At 55.1% G+C, this 21,537-nt stretch carries 22 protein-coding genes and 1 tRNA gene; 20 read left to right on the top strand and 3 right to left on the bottom strand.

Going from position 1 to position 21,537, the window contains the following annotated elements; translation table 11 throughout:
- Positions 1-98: 98 nt before the first annotated feature.
- The 4 genes from uvrB (at position 99) to KNP06_RS00525 (ending at position 6,617) form a co-directional block, all read left to right on the top strand.
- Positions 99-2,075, top strand: a complete 1,977-nt coding sequence (gene uvrB, locus KNP06_RS00540; RefSeq protein ID WP_251129708.1) for an excinuclease ABC subunit UvrB — start codon at positions 99-101, stop codon at positions 2,073-2,075.
- Positions 2,076-4,949: an excinuclease ABC subunit UvrA gene (gene uvrA, locus KNP06_RS00535; RefSeq protein WP_214711537.1), complete on the top strand. Its 2,874-nt coding sequence runs from the start codon at positions 2,076-2,078 to the stop codon at positions 4,947-4,949. It begins immediately after the preceding gene.
- Between the two features lie 66 nt (positions 4,950-5,015).
- Entirely contained in the window at positions 5,016-6,194 is a 1,179-nt protein-coding gene (locus tag KNP06_RS00530; protein WP_029595044.1) for a DUF4097 family beta strand repeat-containing protein, read from the top strand.
- Between the two features lie 63 nt (positions 6,195-6,257).
- Entirely contained in the window at positions 6,258-6,617 is a 360-nt protein-coding gene (locus KNP06_RS00525; RefSeq protein WP_214711535.1) for a hypothetical protein, read from the top strand.
- Between the two features lie 49 nt (positions 6,618-6,666).
- On the opposite strand, the gene KNP06_RS00520 is transcribed toward KNP06_RS00525, so the two are convergent.
- Positions 6,667-7,023: a hypothetical protein gene (locus tag KNP06_RS00520; protein WP_214707263.1), complete on the bottom strand. Its 357-nt coding sequence runs from the start codon at positions 7,021-7,023 to the stop codon at positions 6,667-6,669.
- A 151-nt stretch (positions 7,024-7,174) separates the two neighbouring features.
- Here KNP06_RS00520 and hprK point away from each other — a divergent pair, with 151 nt between their 5' ends.
- The 13 genes from hprK (at position 7,175) to KNP06_RS00455 (ending at position 18,016) form a co-directional block, all read left to right on the top strand.
- Positions 7,175-8,113: an HPr(Ser) kinase/phosphatase gene (gene hprK, locus KNP06_RS00515; RefSeq protein WP_214707265.1), complete on the top strand. Its 939-nt coding sequence runs from the start codon at positions 7,175-7,177 to the stop codon at positions 8,111-8,113.
- Positions 8,113-8,931, top strand: a complete 819-nt coding sequence (gene lgt / locus KNP06_RS00510; RefSeq protein ID WP_214707267.1) for a prolipoprotein diacylglyceryl transferase — start codon at positions 8,113-8,115, stop codon at positions 8,929-8,931. Before hprK ends, lgt begins: the two co-directional genes overlap by 1 nt.
- The gene (gene ppaX, locus KNP06_RS00505) at positions 8,931-9,581 is read left to right on the top strand and encodes a pyrophosphatase PpaX (protein WP_034778540.1); all 651 of its coding nucleotides are present in this window, start codon (positions 8,931-8,933) and stop codon (positions 9,579-9,581) included. The genes lgt and ppaX overlap by 1 nt, the downstream gene beginning before the upstream one ends.
- Positions 9,574-10,056, top strand: a complete 483-nt coding sequence (locus tag KNP06_RS00500; RefSeq protein ID WP_214711533.1) for an acyltransferase — start codon at positions 9,574-9,576, stop codon at positions 10,054-10,056. Before ppaX ends, KNP06_RS00500 begins: the two co-directional genes overlap by 8 nt.
- Positions 10,057-10,351: 295 nt before the next feature.
- Complete coding sequence (locus tag KNP06_RS00495; protein WP_251129707.1) at positions 10,352-11,824, top strand: tetratricopeptide repeat protein; 1,473 nt, start codon at positions 10,352-10,354, stop codon at positions 11,822-11,824.
- Between the two features lie 68 nt (positions 11,825-11,892).
- On the top strand, positions 11,893-12,846 hold the full coding sequence (gene trxB, locus KNP06_RS00490) for a thioredoxin-disulfide reductase (RefSeq protein WP_214711531.1): 954 nt from the start codon (positions 11,893-11,895) through the stop codon (positions 12,844-12,846).
- 125 nt (positions 12,847-12,971) lie between these two features.
- Entirely contained in the window at positions 12,972-13,844 is an 873-nt protein-coding gene (gene rapZ, locus KNP06_RS00485) for an RNase adapter RapZ (protein WP_029595053.1), read from the top strand.
- 1 nt (position 13,845) lies between these two features.
- Positions 13,846-14,841 carry a gluconeogenesis factor YvcK family protein gene (locus tag KNP06_RS00480; RefSeq protein WP_034778537.1) on the top strand — a complete coding sequence of 332 codons (996 nt, stop codon included), beginning with the start codon at positions 13,846-13,848 and terminating at the stop codon, positions 14,839-14,841.
- Positions 14,842-14,872: 31 nt separating this feature from the next.
- Positions 14,873-15,826, top strand: coding sequence for a DNA-binding protein WhiA (gene whiA, locus KNP06_RS00475; RefSeq protein ID WP_214787663.1), 954 nt, complete (start codon positions 14,873-14,875; stop codon positions 15,824-15,826).
- 86 nt (positions 15,827-15,912) lie between these two features.
- Complete coding sequence (locus KNP06_RS00470; protein ID WP_021065439.1) at positions 15,913-16,149, top strand: hypothetical protein; 237 nt, start codon at positions 15,913-15,915, stop codon at positions 16,147-16,149.
- A gap of 95 nt (positions 16,150-16,244) precedes the next feature.
- On the top strand, positions 16,245-16,760 hold the full coding sequence (locus KNP06_RS00465; RefSeq protein WP_021065440.1) for a DUF2179 domain-containing protein: 516 nt from the start codon (positions 16,245-16,247) through the stop codon (positions 16,758-16,760).
- A 62-nt stretch (positions 16,761-16,822) separates the two neighbouring features.
- Positions 16,823-17,263 carry a hypothetical protein gene (locus tag KNP06_RS00460; RefSeq protein ID WP_214787660.1) on the top strand — a complete coding sequence of 147 codons (441 nt, stop codon included), beginning with the start codon at positions 16,823-16,825 and terminating at the stop codon, positions 17,261-17,263.
- A 57-nt stretch (positions 17,264-17,320) separates the two neighbouring features.
- On the top strand, positions 17,321-18,016 hold the full coding sequence (locus KNP06_RS00455; protein WP_214787657.1) for a MerR family transcriptional regulator: 696 nt from the start codon (positions 17,321-17,323) through the stop codon (positions 18,014-18,016).
- Positions 18,017-18,057: 41 nt separating this feature from the next.
- Here the strand turns inward: KNP06_RS00455 and clpP are convergent, their stop codons facing one another.
- Together clpP and KNP06_RS00445 are read right to left on the bottom strand one after the other, a co-directional pair.
- Positions 18,058-18,633 carry an ATP-dependent Clp endopeptidase proteolytic subunit ClpP gene (gene clpP / locus KNP06_RS00450; RefSeq protein WP_138859072.1) on the bottom strand — a complete coding sequence of 192 codons (576 nt, stop codon included), beginning with the start codon at positions 18,631-18,633 and terminating at the stop codon, positions 18,058-18,060.
- A gap of 151 nt (positions 18,634-18,784) precedes the next feature.
- Positions 18,785-18,857 (bottom strand) — tRNA-Arg (locus KNP06_RS00445).
- Positions 18,858-18,980: 123 nt separating this feature from the next.
- Between KNP06_RS00445 and KNP06_RS00440 the strand changes: the two genes are divergently transcribed.
- From KNP06_RS00440 to KNP06_RS00430, 3 genes are all read left to right on the top strand, one after another.
- Positions 18,981-20,126 (top strand): RNA polymerase factor sigma-54, encoded by a 1,146-nt coding sequence (locus KNP06_RS00440; protein WP_214787654.1) that lies wholly within the window; start codon positions 18,981-18,983, stop codon positions 20,124-20,126.
- Between the two features lies 1 nt (position 20,127).
- Positions 20,128-20,385 carry a glutaredoxin family protein gene (locus KNP06_RS00435; protein ID WP_034778531.1) on the top strand — a complete coding sequence of 86 codons (258 nt, stop codon included), beginning with the start codon at positions 20,128-20,130 and terminating at the stop codon, positions 20,383-20,385.
- A gap of 112 nt (positions 20,386-20,497) precedes the next feature.
- Positions 20,498-21,523, top strand: a complete 1,026-nt coding sequence (locus KNP06_RS00430; protein WP_034780023.1) for a sugar-binding transcriptional regulator — start codon at positions 20,498-20,500, stop codon at positions 21,521-21,523.
- Positions 21,524-21,537: the final 14 nt, after the last annotated feature.

The following is a 21,537-nucleotide window of genomic DNA, read 5'->3' as shown; positions in this document are numbered from 1 at the left end:
AAGCGGAACGATTTGGGAAGTGTGTCAGAAGCGAATATTTGTTCGTGTATGTGCTATAATCAAGTCAATATGCAAGGAACAGAAAGCGAGGAATATATATGGATAAGATTAGCGTTCCGTTCGACTTACAATCAGAATATAAGCCGGCCGGCGACCAACCGGAGGCGATTCGACAGCTCGTCGAGGGCGTCAATCGCGGCGACCGGTACCAGACGTTGCTCGGGGCGACCGGCACCGGGAAGACGTTCACCGTATCGAACGTCATCCAAGAAGTGAAGAAGCCGACGCTCGTCTTGGCCCACAACAAGACGCTCGCCGGACAGCTCTACTCGGAGTTCAAGGAATTCTTCCCGAACAACGCCGTCGAATATTTCGTCAGTTATTACGACTACTATCAGCCAGAGGCGTACGTTCCCTCGACGGACACGTTCATCGAGAAAGACGCCTCGATCAACGATGAGATCGATAAACTTCGTCACTCGGCGACGTCGGCCTTGTTCGAGCGCGATGACGTCATCATCGTCGCCTCCGTGTCGTGCATCTACGGTCTCGGTAACCCGGAAGAATATAACAGCCTCGTCTTAAGTCTCCGCGTCGGGAAAGAGTTGGGCCGTGATCAGATGCTCCGCAAGTTGATCGACATCCAATATGAACGGAACGATATCGATTTCCAGCGCGGGCGGTTCCGTGTTCGAGGTGACGTCGTCGAGATCTTCCCGGCGTCACGCGACGAGCAGTGTTTGCGCGTCGAGTTCTTCGGAGACGAGATCGACCGGATCCGCGAGATGGACCCGCTCACCGGCGAGATCATCGCCGACCGCGAGCATGTCTCGATCTTCCCGGCATCCCACTTCGTCACCCGCGACGAGAAGCTGCAAAAAGCGATCGTCAACATCGAGGCCGAGCTCGAACAACAGCTCAAGAAGTTCCGCGAGGAAGGGAAGCTGCTCGAGGCGCAACGGCTTGAACAGCGGACGAACTATGACCTCGAGATGATGCGTGAGATGGGCTACTGTTCAGGCATCGAAAACTATTCGCGTCATTTGAACTTGACCGAGGCAGGGGCGACGCCTTACACGCTCATCGACTACTTCCCGAAAGACTTCCTACTCGTCGCCGATGAGTCGCACGTGACGCTCCCGCAAGTACGCGGCATGTATAACGGTGACCAGGCCCGGAAGCAAGTGCTCGTCGACCACGGGTTCCGCCTGCCTTCAGCTAAAGATAACCGTCCGCTCAAGTTCGACGAGTTCGAGAAGAAGTTGTCGCAAGCGATCTTTATCTCGGCGACACCAGGTCCGTTCGAGCTCGAGCATACCCCGCACATGATCGAACAGATCATCCGGCCGACAGGACTGCTCGACCCGACGATCGAGATTCATCCGATCAAAGGACAAATCGACTACTTGATGGACCAAATTCGCGACCGCATCAAACAGGACGAACGCGTCCTCGTGACGACGCTCACGAAAAAGATGGCCGAGGATTTATCGGACTATCTGCGTGAAGCGGGCATCAAGGTCAACTATATGCACTCTGAAATCAAGACGCTCGAGCGGATTGAGATCATCCGTGACCTGCGTCTCGGAAAATACGACGTCCTCGTCGGAATCAACTTACTGCGGGAAGGACTAGACATCCCGGAAGTGAGTCTCGTCACGATTCTAGACGCCGACAAGGAAGGGTTCCTCCGTTCGGACCGATCGCTCATTCAGACGATTGGGCGGGCGGCGCGGAACTCGAACGGGCACGTCATCTTGTTCGCTGATAAGATGACCGACTCGATGACGCGCGCGATTGAAGAGACCGATCGTCGTCGCTCGATTCAAGAAGCTTATAATGAAGAACACGGCATCACGCCGCAGACGATTCGTAAAGAAGTACGCGGCGTCATCCGCGCGACGGTCGACGCCGAGGAGGATGTGCTCGAATCACTCAGCTCGATGAAGCCGGCTGAACGTGAGGAAGCCATCGCCAAGCTAGAAGAAGAAATGAAACAAGCGGCCCGCGACCTCCAGTTCGAACGGGCGGCCGAATTGCGTGACTTAATCTTGGAGTTGAAGGTAGGGAATTAAATGGCTGAAAAGAAAAATGCGATCGTCATCAAAGGGGCGCGCGTCAACAACTTGAAAAACATTGATATCGATATTCCACGGGACCAGCTCGTCGTCTTGACGGGCTTGTCCGGTTCCGGGAAGTCGTCACTCGCGTTCGACACCATCTACGCCGAGGGGCAGCGCCGTTACGTCGAGAGTCTATCGGCCTACGCCCGTCAATTCCTCGGACAGATGGACAAACCGGACGTCGATACGATTGAAGGGCTGAGCCCGGCCATCTCGATCGACCAGAAGACGACGAGCCGTAACCCGCGCTCGACCGTCGGAACGGTGACGGAAATCTATGACTACTTACGTCTTTTGTTCGCTCGCATCGGGAAACCGGTCTGTCCGCGTCACGGTATCGAAATCTCGAGCCAGACCATCTCACAGATGGTCGACCAAGTGATGGAACTGCCGGAGAAGACGCGCCTGCAAATCCTGGCGCCAATCGTCTCGGGCCGCAAAGGGACGCACGTCAAAGTGTTCGACTCGCTCAAAAAGGAAGGGTTCGTCCGCGTTCGTGTCAATGGCGAGACGATCGAACTGACCGATGAGATCGAGCTTGATAAGAATAAGAAACATTCGATTGAAGTCGTCGTCGATCGCCTCGTCGTCCGCGCTGACGTCGAAGGTCGTCTTGCCGACTCGCTCGAGACGGCGCTTCGCCTTGCCGACGGCCGAGCCATCATCGACAAGATGGACGGCACCGAGCTCCTGTTCAGCGAACATCACGCTTGTCCGATTTGTGGCTTCTCCATTGGCGAACTCGAGCCGCGTATGTTCTCGTTCAACTCGCCGTTCGGTGCCTGTCCGACGTGTGACGGGCTCGGTACGAAGCTTGATGTCGACCCGGAACTCGTTATCCCGGACCCGTCGAAGACGCTGAAGGAAGGCGCCGTCGTCGCCTGGCAGCCGACAAGCTCGCAATATTATCCGCAACTGCTCGCCTCGATGTGCAAACACTTTGACATCGACATGGACGTGCCGTTCGAACGTCTGTCGAAGCGTGACCAAGACCTCGTCTTGCACGGGACGGACGAAGAGTCGTTCTTGTTCCGTTACGAGAACGATTTCGGACAAGTCCGGACGAACACGATCTTCTTCGAAGGGGTGCTCCGCAACATCGAGCGCCGCTATAAAGAGACGACGTCCGATTATATCCGTGAACAGATGGAGACGTACATGGCGACACACGCTTGTCCGACATGTAGCGGTTATCGGTTGAAAGAAGAGACGCTCGCCGTCAAAATCACGGGCCACCATATCGGGCAAGTGACCTCACTGTCCGTCGTCAACGCCATCAAGTTGTTCGACTCAATCATGACAGAGTTGAGCGAGAAAGATATCGCCATCGCCCGTCTCATCTTGCAAGAGATTTGTGAGCGGCTCAGCTTCTTGAACAACGTCGGTCTCGACTATTTGACGTTGTCACGCGCCGCCGGGACGCTCTCGGGTGGAGAAGCGCAGCGGATTCGTCTCGCGACGCAAATCGGCTCACGGCTCACGGGCGTCCTATACGTCCTCGATGAACCGTCGATTGGATTGCATCAGCGTGACAACGACCGCTTGATCGCGACGCTCAAACAGATGCGTGACATCGGTAACACGCTCATCGTCGTCGAGCACGACGAGGACACGATGATGGCAGCCGATTATTTGATTGACATCGGACCGGGTGCCGGCGAACACGGCGGAGAAGTCATCGCCGCCGGGACGCCGAAACAGCTCATGAAGAACAGAAAATCGCTAACAGGCCAATACTTGTCTGGTAAGAAGTTCATCCCGCTCCCGGCCGAACGGAAAGTGCCGGACGAGCGTTTCTTGAAGATTTTGAAGGCGGAAGAGAACAACTTGAAAGGGGTCGACGTCTCGATTCCGCTCGGTATGTTCATCGCCGTCACCGGCGTCTCCGGTTCCGGGAAATCGACGCTCATCAACGAGATTCTGTATAAATCGCTCGCTCATCACATCAACCGGGCCAAGGCGAAACCAGGGAAGCATAAGAAGATTGAAGGACTCGACCATATCGACAAAGTCATCGATATCGACCAGTCACCGATCGGACGGACGCCGCGGTCGAACCCGGCGACATATACCGGTGTATTCGATGATATCCGTGACGTGTTCGCGTCGACGAACGAGGCGAAGATGCGCGGCTATAAGAAAGGGCGCTTCAGTTTCAACGTCAAGGGCGGACGCTGTGAGGCGTGCCGCGGGGACGGGATCATCAAGATCGAGATGCACTTCTTGCCGGACGTCTACGTCCCGTGTGAAGTGTGTCACGGGAAACGCTATAACCGTGAGACGCTCGAAGTGAAGTACAAAGGTAAGACGATCGCCGACGTGCTCGATATGACGATTGAGGAAGGGCTCGACTTCTTTGACAAGATTCCGAAAATCAAGCGCAAGATTCAGACGATTTATGACGTCGGTCTCGGTTATATGAAACTCGGACAACCGGCGACGGAACTGTCCGGCGGGGAAGCGCAGCGCGTCAAGCTCGCCTCCGAGCTCCATAAACGTTCGACCGGGAAGACGATTTACATCTTGGACGAGCCGACGACGGGTCTTCACGTCGACGACATCGCTCGTCTGTTGAAAGTGCTGCAACGCCTCGTCGAGAACGGGGACACGGTGCTCGTCATCGAGCATAACCTCGACGTCATCAAATCGGCCGACTACTTGATCGACCTTGGACCGGAAGGCGGGGACGGCGGCGGTACGATCGTCGCGACCGGGACGCCGGAAGAAGTCGCCGAAGTCGCCGCGTCGTACACCGGAAAGTATTTGAAACCGGTGTTAGAACGGGATGCGGCCCGAGCGAAACCGAAAGCAGGAAAACGGAAGTAAGGTATAGAAATGATGAGAAACGGGAACATGATTGACGTGTGACCAAATCGAAGGGGGAAACGAACAGTGAAACAAGAAATGCGTGAACTGATTCTCCAGCAAGTGAAAGACGGGAAGTTGACGATTGAAGAAGGCATGACCCAGCTCGAACGGCTCGAGAAGTTGGAGCCGGAGCGCGTCCAAGCGCTCGAGGAACGTCAAGAGACGGAGAAAGTCGATGCCTACTCGGTCGAGTCGCTCACGACGAAACTGACGTCGGCGGTCGAAGGGCTCGTGACGAAACTTCGTGACAGCGACTTCACGTTCAGCTCGAACTTCGGGCCGGAAGTGACGTATTCGAAATCGTTCCCGTTCACCGGGAAAGACATCTCGCTCGACTTGTTCAACGCCTCGGCGACGATCGTCTCGTCGGACAACGACGAGTGTGAACTGATTGTCACCGGACGTCCGCTCCGTCAGCAGGACGCGGACAAGGCACTCGAACAGCTCCAGTCAGCGGTCAAGCATTCGGTCATCGGTGACCGTCTCGTCGTGTCACTCCGCGACAAGCTCGTCCGGGCGCACGTCGAACTGTACGTCCCGCATCATCATTTCGATCACCTACACGTACAGACGCTAAACGGTGAGGTCCGTGCCGACGGCCTCGACGTCGAGAGCGTTCGTATCCAGACGGCGAACGGCCGGGTCGTACTTCATGAAGTACATGCCTCGGAGCTGCTCCTCAACACGGGGAACGGAACGGTCGAAGTCGAAGCGGTCGAATCTGAACTCGTCCACGTCCGGACCGGCAACGGAGCCGTCATCGTGAACGGCAAATACGACAAGGCGTCGCTCAAGACCGGCAACGGGAACATCCGCGCCGAACTCGCGACGGCACGTCCGGCCAAGTTCGAGCTCGCCTCGCTCGCCGGAAACGTCCGTCTCGTCTTGCCGCACGGCGTCGAGGTCGAAGGAGAACTCGAGACGAACTTCGGTGGTCTCCACTGTAATTTAGACGAGCTCGAGATCATCCGCGACCGGAAAGACGTCGCCCAACGCCGACTCGAATTCTTGTCGGGCCGTGGCCAAACACCGCGCATCGAAGTCGAGGCCGGGACGCGTACCGGCACGATCGACCTCGAACACGGTTCGCTCCACACACCGTCGACGTTCCTCGAAGAGGACAAACACGAGCCGGTGGAACCAATCGATCCAGTCGACCCGGTCAATCCGGCCGACTTGAACAACCCGTTCCATCAGCAATGACCGACAACCCGAAGGCCTCTCGCCTTCGGGTTTCTTTTAACTTGAGAGACGAGGAGGGACGGGATGAAGCGATTTGTGTCAGCGTACGGATGGATGATGATTGCGGTGCTGGTGCTTGGCGGATGTGCCGACGAACAGCGTATCGTCAATGAGAACGAGCCGGCTGGCGACGAAGCGATTGCTGTCGCCTGGGCGTATGTGACCGCGCGGAACTGGCAGGAGCCCGCAATCGATGCGGGAGCAAGTGCCGAGGTACATCGTGTCACGGTCGATGACGGTTATGAACTGTTGGACGATGCGTATGCCGGGACCGAGGCGCTCGCCGTCTCGTTCGAAGCGGACCCGAACAGTAGCGTCGACGTACCGACGATCTCGGTCGCACCGGAGTCGAACACCGTGGTCGGCTATGTACCGGGCGAATGAGACATCCATGACAAAACCCGAAGGCGGTTGCCTCCGGGTTTTTGTCATGTCATAGATTCATTTGATACTCCATTTGTTCCCAATCCATCATTTGACCGTCATACAGCGTGAATGAGCCGATGATGAACAGGATGAAGAGGACCGGTCCGGCGATGAGTAAGAAAATCCCGAGGTTCCGCATCGTCTTCGACCGGTTCCAATAGAAGATGATGGCGACGATCATCGATAACAGCGACCCGGACAAGAACAGGCCGACGATGTTCAAGATGAACAATAAGAGCACCGTTTCGTTTTTTGTCGCCGCATACTCGCGCCACATATCAAACAGTGATTTGACCAAGTAGACGAGTGCCGCGATCCCGACGATAAAAATAAAGACAATGGCAATCCAAAATAGTGAATTCATGTGATTTCACCTCCCTAATCCTCTATACCCGTTCTACGGAATCGCCACGAATTAGTTTCATCTCTTTTTTTGACACATTTCGGCTCACTTTCGTTGACGCTTCTCCAGAAGAGCTATGATACAATAATGAGCGTGAAAGGGGCAGATACTCATGCAAAATATCGTACGCACGGCTCAACTCGTTGAGCGCTTCAAACTTCAAGTCATCGCCGGGGAAGAGGGACTCCATCGTCCCGTCGCCACACCGGACCTCAGTCGACCGGGACTCGTCCTTGCCGGCTACTACACGCACTATGCGAAAAATCGGCTGCAAGTGCTCGGGAAGACCGAGCTCACGTTCTACGCGAGCTTGTCGGAAGAGAGCCGCCGCGAGCGGGCGAAGATTTTATGCACGGAATTGACACCGGGCATCCTCATCACGCGCGGCTTCGACATCCCGAAAGAGATCGAACAAGAAGCCGAGGCGGCGAACGTCCCGCTCATGCGCACGAACGCGATGACGACGTCAATCGAGTCACAAATCACGAACTTCCTCGAGATGGAACTCGCGCCGATGACGGCGATGCACGGCGTACTCGTCGACATCTATGGCGTCGGCGTGCTCATCAAAGGGCAGAGCGGCGTCGGGAAATCCGAGACCGCCCTCGAACTCGTCAAACGGGGCCATCGCCTCGTCGCCGATGACTCGGTCGAGATTCGTCAGACCGGGGACCAGCTGCTCGTCGGTTCGGCACCGAAACTGATTCGTCACTTGCTCGAGATTCGCGGAATCGGCATCATCGACGTCATGACGTTGTTCGGCGCTGGCGCCGTCCGCTCGCACAAGAAAATCAGCTTAATCATCAACCTCGAGAACTGGGATGCGGGCAAAGTATACGACCGCGTCGGGCTCGATCACAACACGATGAAAATCATCGACAGCGAAGTGCCGTTGCTCACGATCCCGGTCCGTCCGGGACGTAACTTGGCCGTCATCGTCGAAGTCGCGGCGATGAACTACCGCCTCCAGAACATGGGCATCAACACGGCCGAAGAGTTCGCGGAACGTCTCGCGAACGCCATCAATGACAACGAAGGGGACATGGAATAATGGTAGAGCCAACGTTTGACCGCGTCGCGTTTGAAATCGGGTCGCTCCCGATCTATTGGTACGGCATGATCATCGCCTTCGGTGCGATGCTCGGCCTCGTTCTCGCCTTGTTCGAGGCGAAACGTCTCAATTATGATTCAGAACGGGTCGTCGATGTCATCATCTGGTCGATTCCGATCAGTATCGTCTTCGCCCGGATTTACTACGTCATCTTCCAATGGGACTACTACAGTGAGAACCTTGGACAGATCATCGACATCCGACAAGGCGGGATCGCAATCCACGGCGCCATCTTCGGAGCGTTGCTCGTCGTCATCATCTATTGCATGCGCAAGTCGATGTCGTTCTGGAAGATCACCGATATCCTCGCTCCGTCGCTTCTCCTCGGGCAAGCGGTCGGACGTTGGGGGAACTTCATGAACCAAGAGGCGCACGGTGCCGAGACGACGAGCCGTTTCTTGAAAGAGACGCTCTTCCTCCCGGATTGGATCGTCAATCAGATGTATATCGATGGCGCTTATTACTTGCCGACATTCTTGTTCGAGAGCGTCTGGAACATCATCGGCGTCATCTTGCTCGTCGTCTGGCGTATGGTCGGTAACCCGCCGCGCGGCTACATCTTCTTGTCGTATCTCGTCTGGTATTCGATCGGACGCTTCTATATCGAAGGGCTCCGCACGGATAGCCTCATGGCCGGCGATTTCCGGACGGCACAACTCGTTTCGATCGCGATGATTGTATTCGGTGTCGTCATGATGATCGTCCGCCGCAAAGCGAAACGATACGATGACCCTTCAGAGAAAGGACTGTTTGATTGATGGATACACTTCTATTCGATTTGGATGGCACGTTGCTCGATACGAACCCGCTCATCATCGCGAGTTTCCGTCACACGCTCGGGTACTACTTCCCGGACGAGACGTATCGCGATGAGGACATCTTCCCGTTCATCGGACCGACGCTCGAGAAGTCGTTCAAGGCGCTCAATGAGCCGGAATGGAAAGAGATGCAGGCGTTCTATCGCAGCTTCAATATCGCGATGCACGACCAGCTCGTCGCCGAATATCCGGGTGTGATCGAGGGGCTGTATCGCCTCCACGCCAAAGGATACAAGATGGGCGTCGTCACCTCGAAAGGCCGTCCCGTCGTCGAGCAAGGCTTGCGTCTGTTCAAGATCGACCATCTGTTCGATGTGGTCGTTACGGCCGACGATGTGGAATATGAGAAACCGCACGCCGAACCGGTCGAACGGGCGCTCCGTGCGCTCGGATCGACGGCGGACCGCGCTGTCATGGTCGGGGACAACGACACGGACATCTTCAGCGGCAAGAACGCCGGGACGAAGACGGTCGCTGTCGGCTGGGCCATCAAAGGCCGTGCGTTCCTCGAAGCGCTCGAACCGGACGTCATCATCGACTCGATGGAACATTTCGAGGCGTGGCTCGACGAGGTCACGGTCCATGCGTAAGACGGAACGGTTTCGTCTCGACGGACCGAATCCGCTCTGGCAGATGTATCGGACGATTCGTTTCCTGCGTGTCTTTAAAAACACGACCGTCGTCTTGATCGGCCGGTACTTCCCGTCCGTCAAGGCGAAGCGCTGGCTATACCGGACGTTCCTCGGTATGGAAATCGGGGAGTATAGCGCGCTCGCCCTCATGGTGATGCCGGACGTCATGTTCCCGGAGCGGATTTCGATTGGCCGCAACACGGTCATCGGGTTCAACTCGACGATCCTCTGTCACGAGTATCTCGTCGACGAGTATCGGATTGGCGACGTCCACATCGGGGACGAGGTGTTGATCGGGGCGAACGTGACGATTTTACCTGGCGTGACGATTGGCGACCGGGCCGTCATCGGTGCCGGGGCCGTCGTCCATCGTGACGTCGCGCCCGGAGAGCGCGTCGTTGGGGCAAAGCTCCATACCATCGACACAAAATAGACACAATTTAGTGCGAAATCATTTTGAGGTCAAGACATGTAGGGCCTCATAAAATTACTAGGGCGGTATCACTTTTTTTAAAGGCGATACCGTTTTTTTGTGTCTATGGGCGCTGACATGAAACCTCTATATTTTTGTCGAAAAGCATTTGAACGACCTAGCAAAATATATTCATTATAGAAGGAATATAGTCCCGATTTTTTTTAAGTTTTTCAGTTGCCCTCGTTGTTTGAGTGCGGTATTCTTAACCCTGCAACTAAAAATAGATTTAGAGATGATGTGGAGGATTTAGAATATGGAAGCGAACTATGAAGCAGTAATGACGCTACCCGAACCAGAATCTCCGCTCGCCGCGGAGCTCCACTACTATAGAGGTCGTCGTGCGTTACGTGAAGGTCGCCTAGATGAAGCGACTTTTTTCATGGCTGAAGCCACTGCCGCTGCAGCGCACCGCGTCGACTATCACAAACAGTACGCTGAACTGTTATTTGAAGTAGGGGAGATCTATCACGCCAATGACGTGTGGAAACGGGTGCTAGAACTCGATGAGACGTCAACCGAGGCCTTGTATCACCTTGCGAGCAATTGCGCTTATATCTCTTTATATGAAGAAGCAGCGATGTATGCGACACGTTACCTCGAAGTCGAGGCACACGGGCGCTATGCGGACTCGGTCCAATCGCTTTTAGAACTGATCGAACTCGAGCAAGAACTCGAGGACGAAGATGAAGACGAGTTGATCACGTGGCACACCGAGGCCCAGCAGCATATCGACAAAGGCCGCTTGTTCGCCGCCAAGTCGACGCTCGAGCGGTTAATCGACCGCTACCCGCGCTTTTGGCCGGCATTCAACAACTTGGCCATCGTCAATTTTTATCTCGGCAACGATGAAGCGGCGTTCGAGACGCTCGAGTATGTGCTCGATGAAAACCCGGGCAACTTGCATGCGATTTTGAACACGATTTTGTTGTTGCATGAGGCCGGACAATCAGAAGCGGCGCTCCAACTGTCGGTCCCGCTGACACGGGTCCGCCCGCTCCAGTTCGACTTGCGCTACAAACTCGCCACGACACTCGCGCTCGTCGGTCAATACGACCGCGCGTACGAAGAACTCCGCCTCTTGAAAGACCGCGGATTCCGTGGGGATTCACTGTTCGGGCATTGGCTCAGCGTGTCCGCCTACAAGACCGGGCGTCTTGAAGAAGCGGCCACCTATTTGAACAGTGACGAGTTGAAACAATTTGAAGAAGCGAGCCCGTATGACATCCGCGACAACCTCGAGTTCCGTTCGGCACTCGTCCAAGGGTTGCGCCAAGAAGAAGACGCGGCTCGCATCGAAATCATCCGAATCATCTCGAAACTTGCCGACGACGAGGCGTTTGAAGCACTCGCGTTGACGAACGGGATCACCGACAACGAGACGGTGCTCGCCTTCGCCGAGAAATGTCGTGCTGAGATTTGCGGGGCCCCGTTCACCGGTGACGCCCGGATCGCTCGGGCGTATGAGGCCCTCGTGCTCGCCGAGACGGAAGTGACGGAAGCGGAACAGATGAGCCTCGACGGCGACTTCTATGAACGGTTCTCACTCCTGCTCCTTGCCGGGGCATCGTTCGAGGACGTCACGGCATCGGCCGCGGCCCTCGTCTGGATGTTCTATGCGAAACGGGATGCCCTCATCCTCGACGACTGCGCCGACACGTTCGGAATCGACGTCGCGACGCTCACGGGCACGATCCGTTCGTTCAAACAGACACTCGAACAAGCATAAAGATAGACGATACCTCCCTAGGTTTCTTATACTGAAGTCAATCAATTTCATGCAGAGGTGGAATCATTATGACAGAAGAAAAAATCTATGACGTCATTATCATCGGGGCCGGCCCAGCCGGAATGACGGCGGCACTTTACGCGTCGCGTGCCAACTTATCGACACTTATGATCGAACGCGGTATCCCAGGTGGACAGATGGCGAACACGGAAGATATCGAAAACTATCCGGGCTATGACAGCATCCTCGGCCCAGACTTGTCTCAAAAAATGTTCGACCACTCGAAAGCATTCGGGGCGAAGTACGCTTATGGCGACGTCCAAAGCATCTCGGACGAGACGGAATATAAAGTCGTCCACGCGCACAACCGTGACTATAAAGCACGGGCGATCATCCTCGCTTCTGGCGCACAATACAAGAAAATCGGTGTCCCGGGCGAAGAAGAGCTCGGCGGCCGCGGTGTATCGTATTGTGCGGTCTGTGACGGGGCGTTCTTCAAAGGGAAGAACTTGTTCGTCATCGGCGGCGGCGACTCAGCTGTCGAGGAAGGCGTGTTCTTGACACGTTTTGCTGACAAGGTGACAATCGTTCACCGTCGCGACGAGCTTCGCGCTCAGAAGATTCTTCAAAAACGGGCGTTCGACAACCCGAAAATCGACTTCATCTGGAACCACACGCTCAAAGAGATCGTGGAAGCGGATGGTAAAGTCGGTGGGGCACGTCTCGTCAGCACGGTCGATGGGACCGAGTCGGACCACGAAATCGACGGTGTGTTCATCTATATTGGTATGAACCCGATCACTGGTTTCGTCAAAGACCTCGGCATCACGAACGAGCAAGGCTATATCGTCACGAACGAAGCGATGGAGACGAAGATCCCAGGGATTTTCGCAGCCGGCGACGTACGCGACAAGACGCTCCGTCAAGTCGTCACCGCGACGAACGACGGATCGATTGCCGCTCAAAACGCGCAACACTATATCGAGGGGCTCCTCGAGGCGTTGCACGAACAAAACGCGTGACATGAGGCAGAAGGGATTGCGGGCGACCGCAATCCCTTCTCTTTTTTTCGGACGTTCGTTATACTAAGGACAGAAGAGAGCTGCACACACGGCTCGGTTGTCAATTTTAAGGGGGCGTCAGTGACATGGAAGACTTTAAAGGATTAGAAGAATTGATCATCATCAGCGGGATGAGCGGGGCCGGGAAATCGGTCGCAATGAATAGCTTTGAGGATCTCGGCTATTTTTGCGTCGATAACTTGCCGCCGGTGCTCTTGCCGCAATTGATCGATGTCATCAGCTCGGTCCGGCCGAAGATCGCCGTCGCGATCGACACACGGACGCGCGACTTCATCGACAGCCTGTTCATCGTCATCGACGACTTGGAACAGAAGAACGTACACCCGCACTTGTTGTATCTCGACACACGGGACGAAGTGCTCGTGCGCCGCTACAAGGAGACGCGCCGGTCGCATCCGCTCGCCCCGGAAGACGCGCCGCTCGTCGGCATCGGGATGGAGCGCTCGTTGCTCGAAGGGTTCCGTGACCGGGCCCATACGCTCTACGATACGAGCGACTTGAAGCCGCAGATGCTCAAAGACCGCATCTTGCTCCAGTTCAACGAGGAACGGATTCCGTTCACGGTCAACTTCATGTCGTTCGGGTTCAAACACGGCGTCCCGCTCGACATCGACCTGTTGTTCGACGTCCGCTTCATCACGAACCCGTTCTATATCCCGGAACTCCGTCCGCTCACCGGGCAGACGGAAGAAGTCCAGAACTACGTCATGTCGCACCCCGAGGCGCGGGCGTTCTATAAAAAACTGATCGACATGCTCGAATTCCTGTTGCCGCAGTACAAGCGCGAAGGGAAGACGCAAGTCGTCGTCGCCTTCGGCTGTACGGGCGGGAAGCACCGCTCGATCACGTTCGCCGAGAAAGTATCGGCCCATTTCGCCGAGCGCTATAACGTCAAGACCGTCCATCGCGATCTCGCGCATGCGACGAAGGAGAAATAAGATGAGACGCGATAGAAAAGTGGTGGCCATCGGTGGAGGGACGGGCCTCTCGACGCTCGTCCGGGGCTTGAAGCATTATCCGCTCGACATCACGGCCATCGTCACGGTCGGGGACGACGGGGGCAGCTCGGGGCGCCTCCGTGACGAGTTCCATATGTTGCCGCCGGGCGACATCCGGAACGTCATCCTCGCCTTGTCCGAGGTCGAGCCACTCATGGACAAGATTTTGCAGTATCGGTTCGACAGCGGTTACGGGCTCGAAGGGCACTCGCTCGGCAACCTTATGTTGACGGCGGCGACGCACATTTGTGAAGGCTCGTTCGTCAAGGCGGTTGACGTCTTGTCGCAGCTGTTGAACGCCCAAGGCAAGGTGCTCCCGGTGACGGAGACACTCATGACGCTCGCCGCCGAGTTCGAGGACGGGACGATCGTCAAAGGTGAATCAAAAATCCCGCTCGTCGAGAAACAAATCAAGCGCCTGTTCTTGCTCGAGGAAGGCATCAAGCCGGCGGCTGGTGTCGTCGAGGCAATCGAGGACGCCGATTTAATCGTGCTCGGTCCAGGGAGCCTCTATACGAGCATCATCCCGAACCTCTTGATTCCAGAAGTGCGTGACGCCATCGTCCGCTCCAAGAAACCGGTCGTCTACATCTGCAACGTCATGACGCAGCCCGGCGAGACGAAAGGGTACGACGCGATGAAACATTTGAAATCGATCGAGGCATATCTCGGCAAGTCGACGGTCGACACGATCGTCGTCAACAACGAGCCGATCGAGGACATCTATTTAGAGCGTTACCTCGAGGACGGTTCGGAAGAAGTCCGCTTCGATCGGAAGAAGCTTCGAAATTACGGTACGAACGTGCTCGCGGGGGACATCGTCGACTATAACCGTGACTATATCCGCCATGACTCGGACGCCATCGCCGGACTCGTCATGCAACGCGTCCTGCGCATCAAGAAACCACGCTCGTTCCAAGAACTTGAGCTGAAATAAGTTGTGATTGAACAGAAAGGAGGGGACCGGCATGAGCTTTGCCTCTGACGTCAAAAAAGAATTGACGCAACTCGTCGTGACCGATGCCGAGGCGAAAGCGGAACTATCCGCACTCGTCCGGATGAACGGGGTCATCTCGCTAGCTTTAGGGCGAGGGATGACGCTCGACGTCTCGACTGAGAACGCCGCCATCGCACGTCGAATCTATTCCCTCATGAAACGGCTGTACGACCATCATCTTGATTTGTTCGTACGGAAGAAAATGCGGTTGAAGAAGAACAACGTCTATATCGTCCGGGTCGCCCAGCGTGCCGAGACGATGCTTCGCGACCTTGAGATTCTCGGGGAGAACTACGAGATGATTCGCACGCTCAACTCGGACATGACACGTGACGAGAACCTCGCCCGTGCCTATTTACGCGGGTCGTTCCTTGCCGGCGGGTCGATCAACCATCCGAAGACGTCGTCATATCACCTCGAGGTGTACAGCCTGTACGAGAACCATAACCAGGCGCTCCGTGACCTCGCCAACCGCTTCGGCTTGAACGCGAAGACGCTCGAGCGGAAGAAAGGGCATATCCTCTATATCAAAGAGAGTGAAAAGATCTCGGACTTCCTGAAACTCATCGGGGCGACGCGCGGCATGCTCGAATTCGAGGACGCGCGTATCATCAAAGACATGCGCAACTCAGTCAACCGGCTTGTCAACTGTGAGACGGCGAACTTGAACAAGACTGTCGGGGCGGCGCTCCGCCAAGTCGAGAACATCAAGTTCCTCGAGCGCACGGTCGGGCTTGAAATCTTACCGGTCAAACTCCGGGAAATCGCCGAGCTCCGGGTCACCCATCAAGACGTCTCGCTCCAAGAACTCGGCGAGATGCTCGAGACGGGACCGATCTCGAAATCGGGGATCAACCATCGGCTCCGCAAGATCGACCAGATCGCGGACAAGGTGCGAAACGGTGAAGAAATCAGCTCATCGTGACCCCGGTTGCACCAAAACCATTCTTCCTATATAATTAGCAATTGTGTATAGGACTTAGAAATGTAACTTAAAGGAGCTTCATGATTATGTCGAATGCAAAGAAAAGAATCTCGCTCACGATCGACGCTGATTTAGACCAGGTCATCACGGAGCGTGCGAAACAAATCGGGATCCCGAAAAGCGCCCTCGTCACGTTCGCGACAAGCCTCTTCCTCAACCAATTGCGCGCGGAAGAAGTATTGTCAGGTGACACGAACGCCATCTATCAGGTCATCCGCAAAGATTATGAACTGCTCACGAGCGTGGATAACTTAGACAAATAATTGCGAAAGGCTGACTGCGGTCAGCCTTTTTTGGTTGCATCCGGCCTTAAAATTTGGAATAGTGGTTATATTGAATTCGAATGGAGGTCGATCCTATGGGGCAAATCTTGCTCATCCTAGTATTACAACTCGTCTACGTACCGGTGCTGACGCTTCGGACAATCATGCTCGTCAAAGGAAAAACGATGATTGCGGGGCTGTTCGGGACGCTTGAGACGCTAATCTATATCTTCGCGCTCGGGATCGTGTTCCAAGATTTGACGACGCTCGGCATGATCGTCTATGCGGTCGGATTCGGGCTCGGGATTCTCGTCGGCGGTTACGTCGAGCGTAAGCTTGCTATCGGCTACAACATGATCCAAGTCCACACGCAAGAGTTCCCGGCCGAGCTCATCCAAAAGATGCGCGACAGCGGTTATGGTGTGACGCACTACCAAGGTCAGGGGCGTGACGGCATCCGATATCGTCTCGACGTCTTGGCGGCACGGACACGGATGAAAGATTTGCGGCAAATGGTCGAGGAGTATGAGCCGAAGGCGTTCCTCGTCGCATTCGATCCGATTGACTTTAAAGGCGGCTATATGATGAAAGGGCTCCGACGCCCGAAATGAACGGGACGACTCACGGAAGTGGGTCGTTTTTTCGTGGAACGGGGAATACAAGAACAAAGGAGATGAGCGAGTTGAGACGAAAAGGGTTATGGATCGTCGTGGTTGGGTTGATTCTCGTCGGCGGCGCGTTGTTGGCCACCTCGTTTTGGAAGTCGGAGTCCTCGATCAAACCGCCGCTCCCGACGGTCCGGGTCGGGTCGGTGACGGCCGAAGTGAAGCAGTCGACGTTCTGCTGGTCCAATGGGGGCGAGGCGGTATGTGAAGACCACGGGTTGCCGGAAGCGGACGACTTGCAGCTCGTGCCCGTCGAACCGGGTGCCGAGATTGATGTCGAGTTCCATGCCGAGCCGTCGAACGTCTCATTCCATCAAATCATCGACGGTGAGCTCGTACGGTCTGACCCCGTCGTCCCAGACGAACCGGGCGTCTATTTGTTTGAGACGGGCGGGGAATGGCCGCAAGGCGATAGCCGCTATGTGTTCGGGGTCGAGGTCGAGGAATAAAAGAGTTGACCTGTCCGCTACGGGCGGCTTTATGATCAACGAGAAGGGGGGACGCCAATGATTCAAATCGGAAAAGTGGTCCATCTAACGGGGTTGTCCACTAAAGCAATCAAATGGTATGAAGCGAAAGGACTCGTCCGACCGACTCGTTTAGATAATCAGTATCGGTTATACGGGATGGAAGAAATAAGACGCCTGAACGAAATCAAGTTACTACGCCAAATGGGTATCTCGCTCGAACAAATTCAAACGGCAAAAAGTGTGAGCGAGTTACTCGACAGCAGACTTGATGAGGTCCAACGCGAAATCGAGGCGTTGCGACAAGTCGAGCAACAAATCAAATGGATGCAAACAGGGGGAGATTCAATGAAAGTACGTTATGAGATGTGGGACCGACCGAAAATCGTGAACGGCTATGTATCCGAACTCACCACAATCCCGTTTGTTTGGGAAAAATTGCAACCAGAGCTGACGACAGACGAATCATATGGCGTCTGTTTAGCGAAAGAAGAAGCTTATCTAGCAGGGATGACTGATCCTGTCATAGGAGAAGAGGGAAGACAGGTTGAACTGTCGGCAGGACGTTACCTTGTCGCCACGGTCGAAGGCGGAATCCCGGCCATCCCCACGACGTATAATCAACTTCTAGCGTTGCCGGATGTAACGTTGCGGGATGCACTCGATTTTGAGCGCTACATTCATGGGCAAGACGGAGCTGACGACTTGATTGAAATTTGGTTACCTGTCCAATAAAAAGAAGCGCCTTTCCCGGAGTTGGGAAAGGCGCTTTTGGATTAACGCGTCATGACCTTGTCGATGAGACCGTAGTCTTTCGCTTGTTCAGCTGACATGAAGTAGTCGCGCTCTGTGTCGCGCTCGATGACTTCAAGCGGCTGGCCTGTGTTGTCGGCCATGATTTGGTTCAATTTCTCGCGCATCTTGATGATGCGTTCAGCATGGATCTTGATGTCCGATGCTTGACCTTGCGTACCGCCGAGCGGTTGGTGAATCATGATCTCCGCGTTTGGAAGCGCGAAGCGTTTGCCTTTTTCACCGGCTTGGAGCAAGAAGGCACCCATCGATGCGGCCATTCCGATACAAATCGTCGACACGTTCGGTTTGATGAAGTTCATCGTGTCATAAATCGCCATTCCGGAAGTGATCGAACCACCCGGACTGTTGATGTAAAGTGAGATGTCCTTATCTGGGTCCTCGGCTGCAAGGAAGAGGAGCTGGGCAACGATCGAGTTGGCGACGTTGTCGTCGATCGCACTTCCGAGCAAGATGATGCGGTCCTTGAGCAAGCGTGAGTAAATATCGTACGCGCGTTCCCCGCGACCTGTTTGTTCGATAACTGTTGGAATTAACATTGAATCTGCCTCCTTTATGTAGGTTGTAAATATATCATACCGCTATAGTCAATGTTGGTCAAACGATAGTCATCGTTTTTGACCTATTCCACGGTTTGACGATTCTAAAACGACAAAAGAGGCCAGGCATCTGCCTGACCTCTTTCTTTGATACACCCGGAGAGATTCGAACTCCCGACACCTGGCACCGGAAACCAGTGCTCTATCCCCTGAGCTACGGGTGCATGTTCTCTGATACGATTTATTATACATTTGTTTTTTTAAAAAAGCAATCCTGTTCGTCTCACTTTTTTTTGAGCGCGTTTTCCCGCCTTTCGCTACAATAGGAAACGAGAGGGGTGTGACCGATGCAACGCCAAGAACAACAGCAACTTCAAAAGCAACAGCTGACCCAGGACATGGTCAGGCGTCTGCCGGTTCTCGAAGCAGACCGGACCGCGATCGCTTTTCAGCTCGGCCGCTTGTCAAAGCGGAACCCGAACATCGCCATCGGCAGCGGTGCGGTCGAATGGGTGGAGGACACGGCGAGCGGGTTCGAGTCGCGTCTGTTCGAACAAATCGAGGAAGGAAGTGGGAACGAGGTCCAACGTATGCTTCAAAAGCGACTCGTCCTCGCGCTAGACCACCGCGGCCTCTTACCTGATAGTGACTTCGTGCTCGCCTATCGGTTCGAGGTCGATGTGGCGGACATTGAGGCGGCACGCCAGGCGCTCTTGTTTCTAGAACCGACGGGGATCGGGGCGAAGAATGAGCGGGACTGTCAGTACCGGCATGCAATTGAACATGACGACCCGCTCGTCTTGGACGTGTTCGAGGCGCTCGACGCGAACGTTGATGACATCCCGGGACGACTCGACATCTCGGTGGCTGAGTTCGACCGGGTGACCCGTATCGTGGCGACGTTACCGAAAACACCAATAGTATATGAAGGAACCGAGCATATCGTACCGGAACTCGAAGTCGTCCGGCGTGACGATGAGCTTGTGACGACATGGTTCAGCCCGACGCTCGATGCGACTCGGATCGGGGACGACCGCGAGGCGAAGTGGTGGCACGAGACGCTCGAGATGCGGAACGCGACGCTTCATTCAGTATGGACGGTCATCGCGGAACGTCAGGCGGACTGGCTCGACGGCAACCTCGTCTTGCATCCGTTGACGCGGAAAGAAGTCGCCGAACGGATCGGCAAGCACGAGTCGACCGTCGGACGGGCCATCCAAGGAAAGTATGTGGCGACCGAGGGCGGTGTCATGGCGTGGCGCCACTTTTTCGTCAGGTCCACGGATCATGGGCAATCGCCGTTCATGGTGAAAAAGGCGCTCGCCGAACTGATTCAACAAGAGACGTCACCTTTGAGTGACGCCGCACTCATGCGAGAGTTGGCCCGGATCGGCTATACGGTGACACGACGGACCGTGGCGAACTATCGGGAGGCGCTCGGTTTTGGAAACTCGCGGGAGCGGGAACGACAACTATGGAAAGGAGGGGACTGACATGGTGCTGACATTATACCGACGTGCCAACTGTTCGCTCTGCGAGGAGGCACTCGTCATGCTCGAATGGCTCATGGAAGACTATCCGTTCGAACTCGAGCAGGTCGACATCACGGGCAACGAAGAACTCGAGGCGAAGTACTTGTTCGAGATCCCCGTCGTCTTACACGAGGGGCGCGTCATTAGTCAAGGGCGATACGATGACAGTAAAGTTGAAGATTTTGTTAAGTATACGCTTACATCGAAAAAAAACGTTTGAAGGGGTTGCAAGACGGAAATGTCATTGATAAGATGAAGTCGTAGCGGTGGGACGCAAATATAAAAGTGGGACAAAAATTGTCCACGCTTTAAGTCGAGGGGGAATGAGTATGATTCAGCAGCTGATTCAAGTTCAGAAGCAAATCGTTCCCGACATGCTCGATACGCTCCGACATCGTTACGACATCTTACATTACGTCCGGTTGATGCAGCCAATCGGCCGCCGGACACTCGCCACAAGCCTCGGGCTGACGGAACGAATCCTAAGACGAGAAGTCGACTTTTTGAAAGACCAAGGTCTATTGATGGTCGCTACTCAAGGTATTTCCCTTACGGAATCGGGCCGAAACGTTCTCAGAGACTTGCACGAGGTCATGGGAGAGATCCTAGGAATCTCGGAAGTCGCACGAGAACTCGAGCGAAAACTAGGCGTTCGCCAAGTCGTCATCGTACCGGGTGATTCCGACGAGACGTTCTGGGTCCAGCGAGATATCGGTCGGGCCGCCGTCACGCAGCTGAAAGCGCGACTGGCACCTGACGACAATATCATCGCGGTCACAGGCGGGACGACGATGGCATCGGTTGCGGCCATGATGTCGCCCGATAAAAAAGAACGGCCGATGCATTTCGTGCCGGCACGCGGCGGACTCGGGGAGACGCTTGAGTTACAGGCGAACACCGTCTGTTCTCGAATGGCCGACCGGGCCCATGCCGACTATCATTTACTCCACATTCCGGACGAGGTTTCGCAAGAGACGTTCGAGCGGATGGTGGAGGAACCTAGCATAAAAAATGTCCTGGAAATGATTAGAGCGGCGCGAATTGTGGTACATGGAATTGGTGAGGCGGAAACGATGGCGAAACGCCGTCACGCGTCACCAGAGCATTTGCGGATGATCGAACGGCATGATGCCGTCGCCGAGGCGTTCGGATATTACTTCAACGCCGAAGGTGAAATCGTTCATCGGGTCAAGACGGTCGGGATCCAATTAGAGGAGCTCGACGACATGGACACCGTCATCGCGGTCGCCGGAGGGAAATCGAAGGCACAAGCGATTGCCGCATATGCGAAACACACGCCGAACATCATCCTCGTCACAGACGAAGGTGCGGCGACAGAATTATTAAATCGTTATTAAAGAGTTGACCCCCG

The organism is Exiguobacterium sp. s21 (assembly GCF_018617975.1).
GTDB classification, from domain to species: Bacteria; Bacillota; Bacilli; order Exiguobacteriales; family Exiguobacteriaceae; genus Exiguobacterium; species Exiguobacterium mexicanum_A.
The sequence above is the reverse complement of the archived record's forward strand: the minus strand, read 5'-3'. Positions and strand labels throughout refer to the sequence as shown.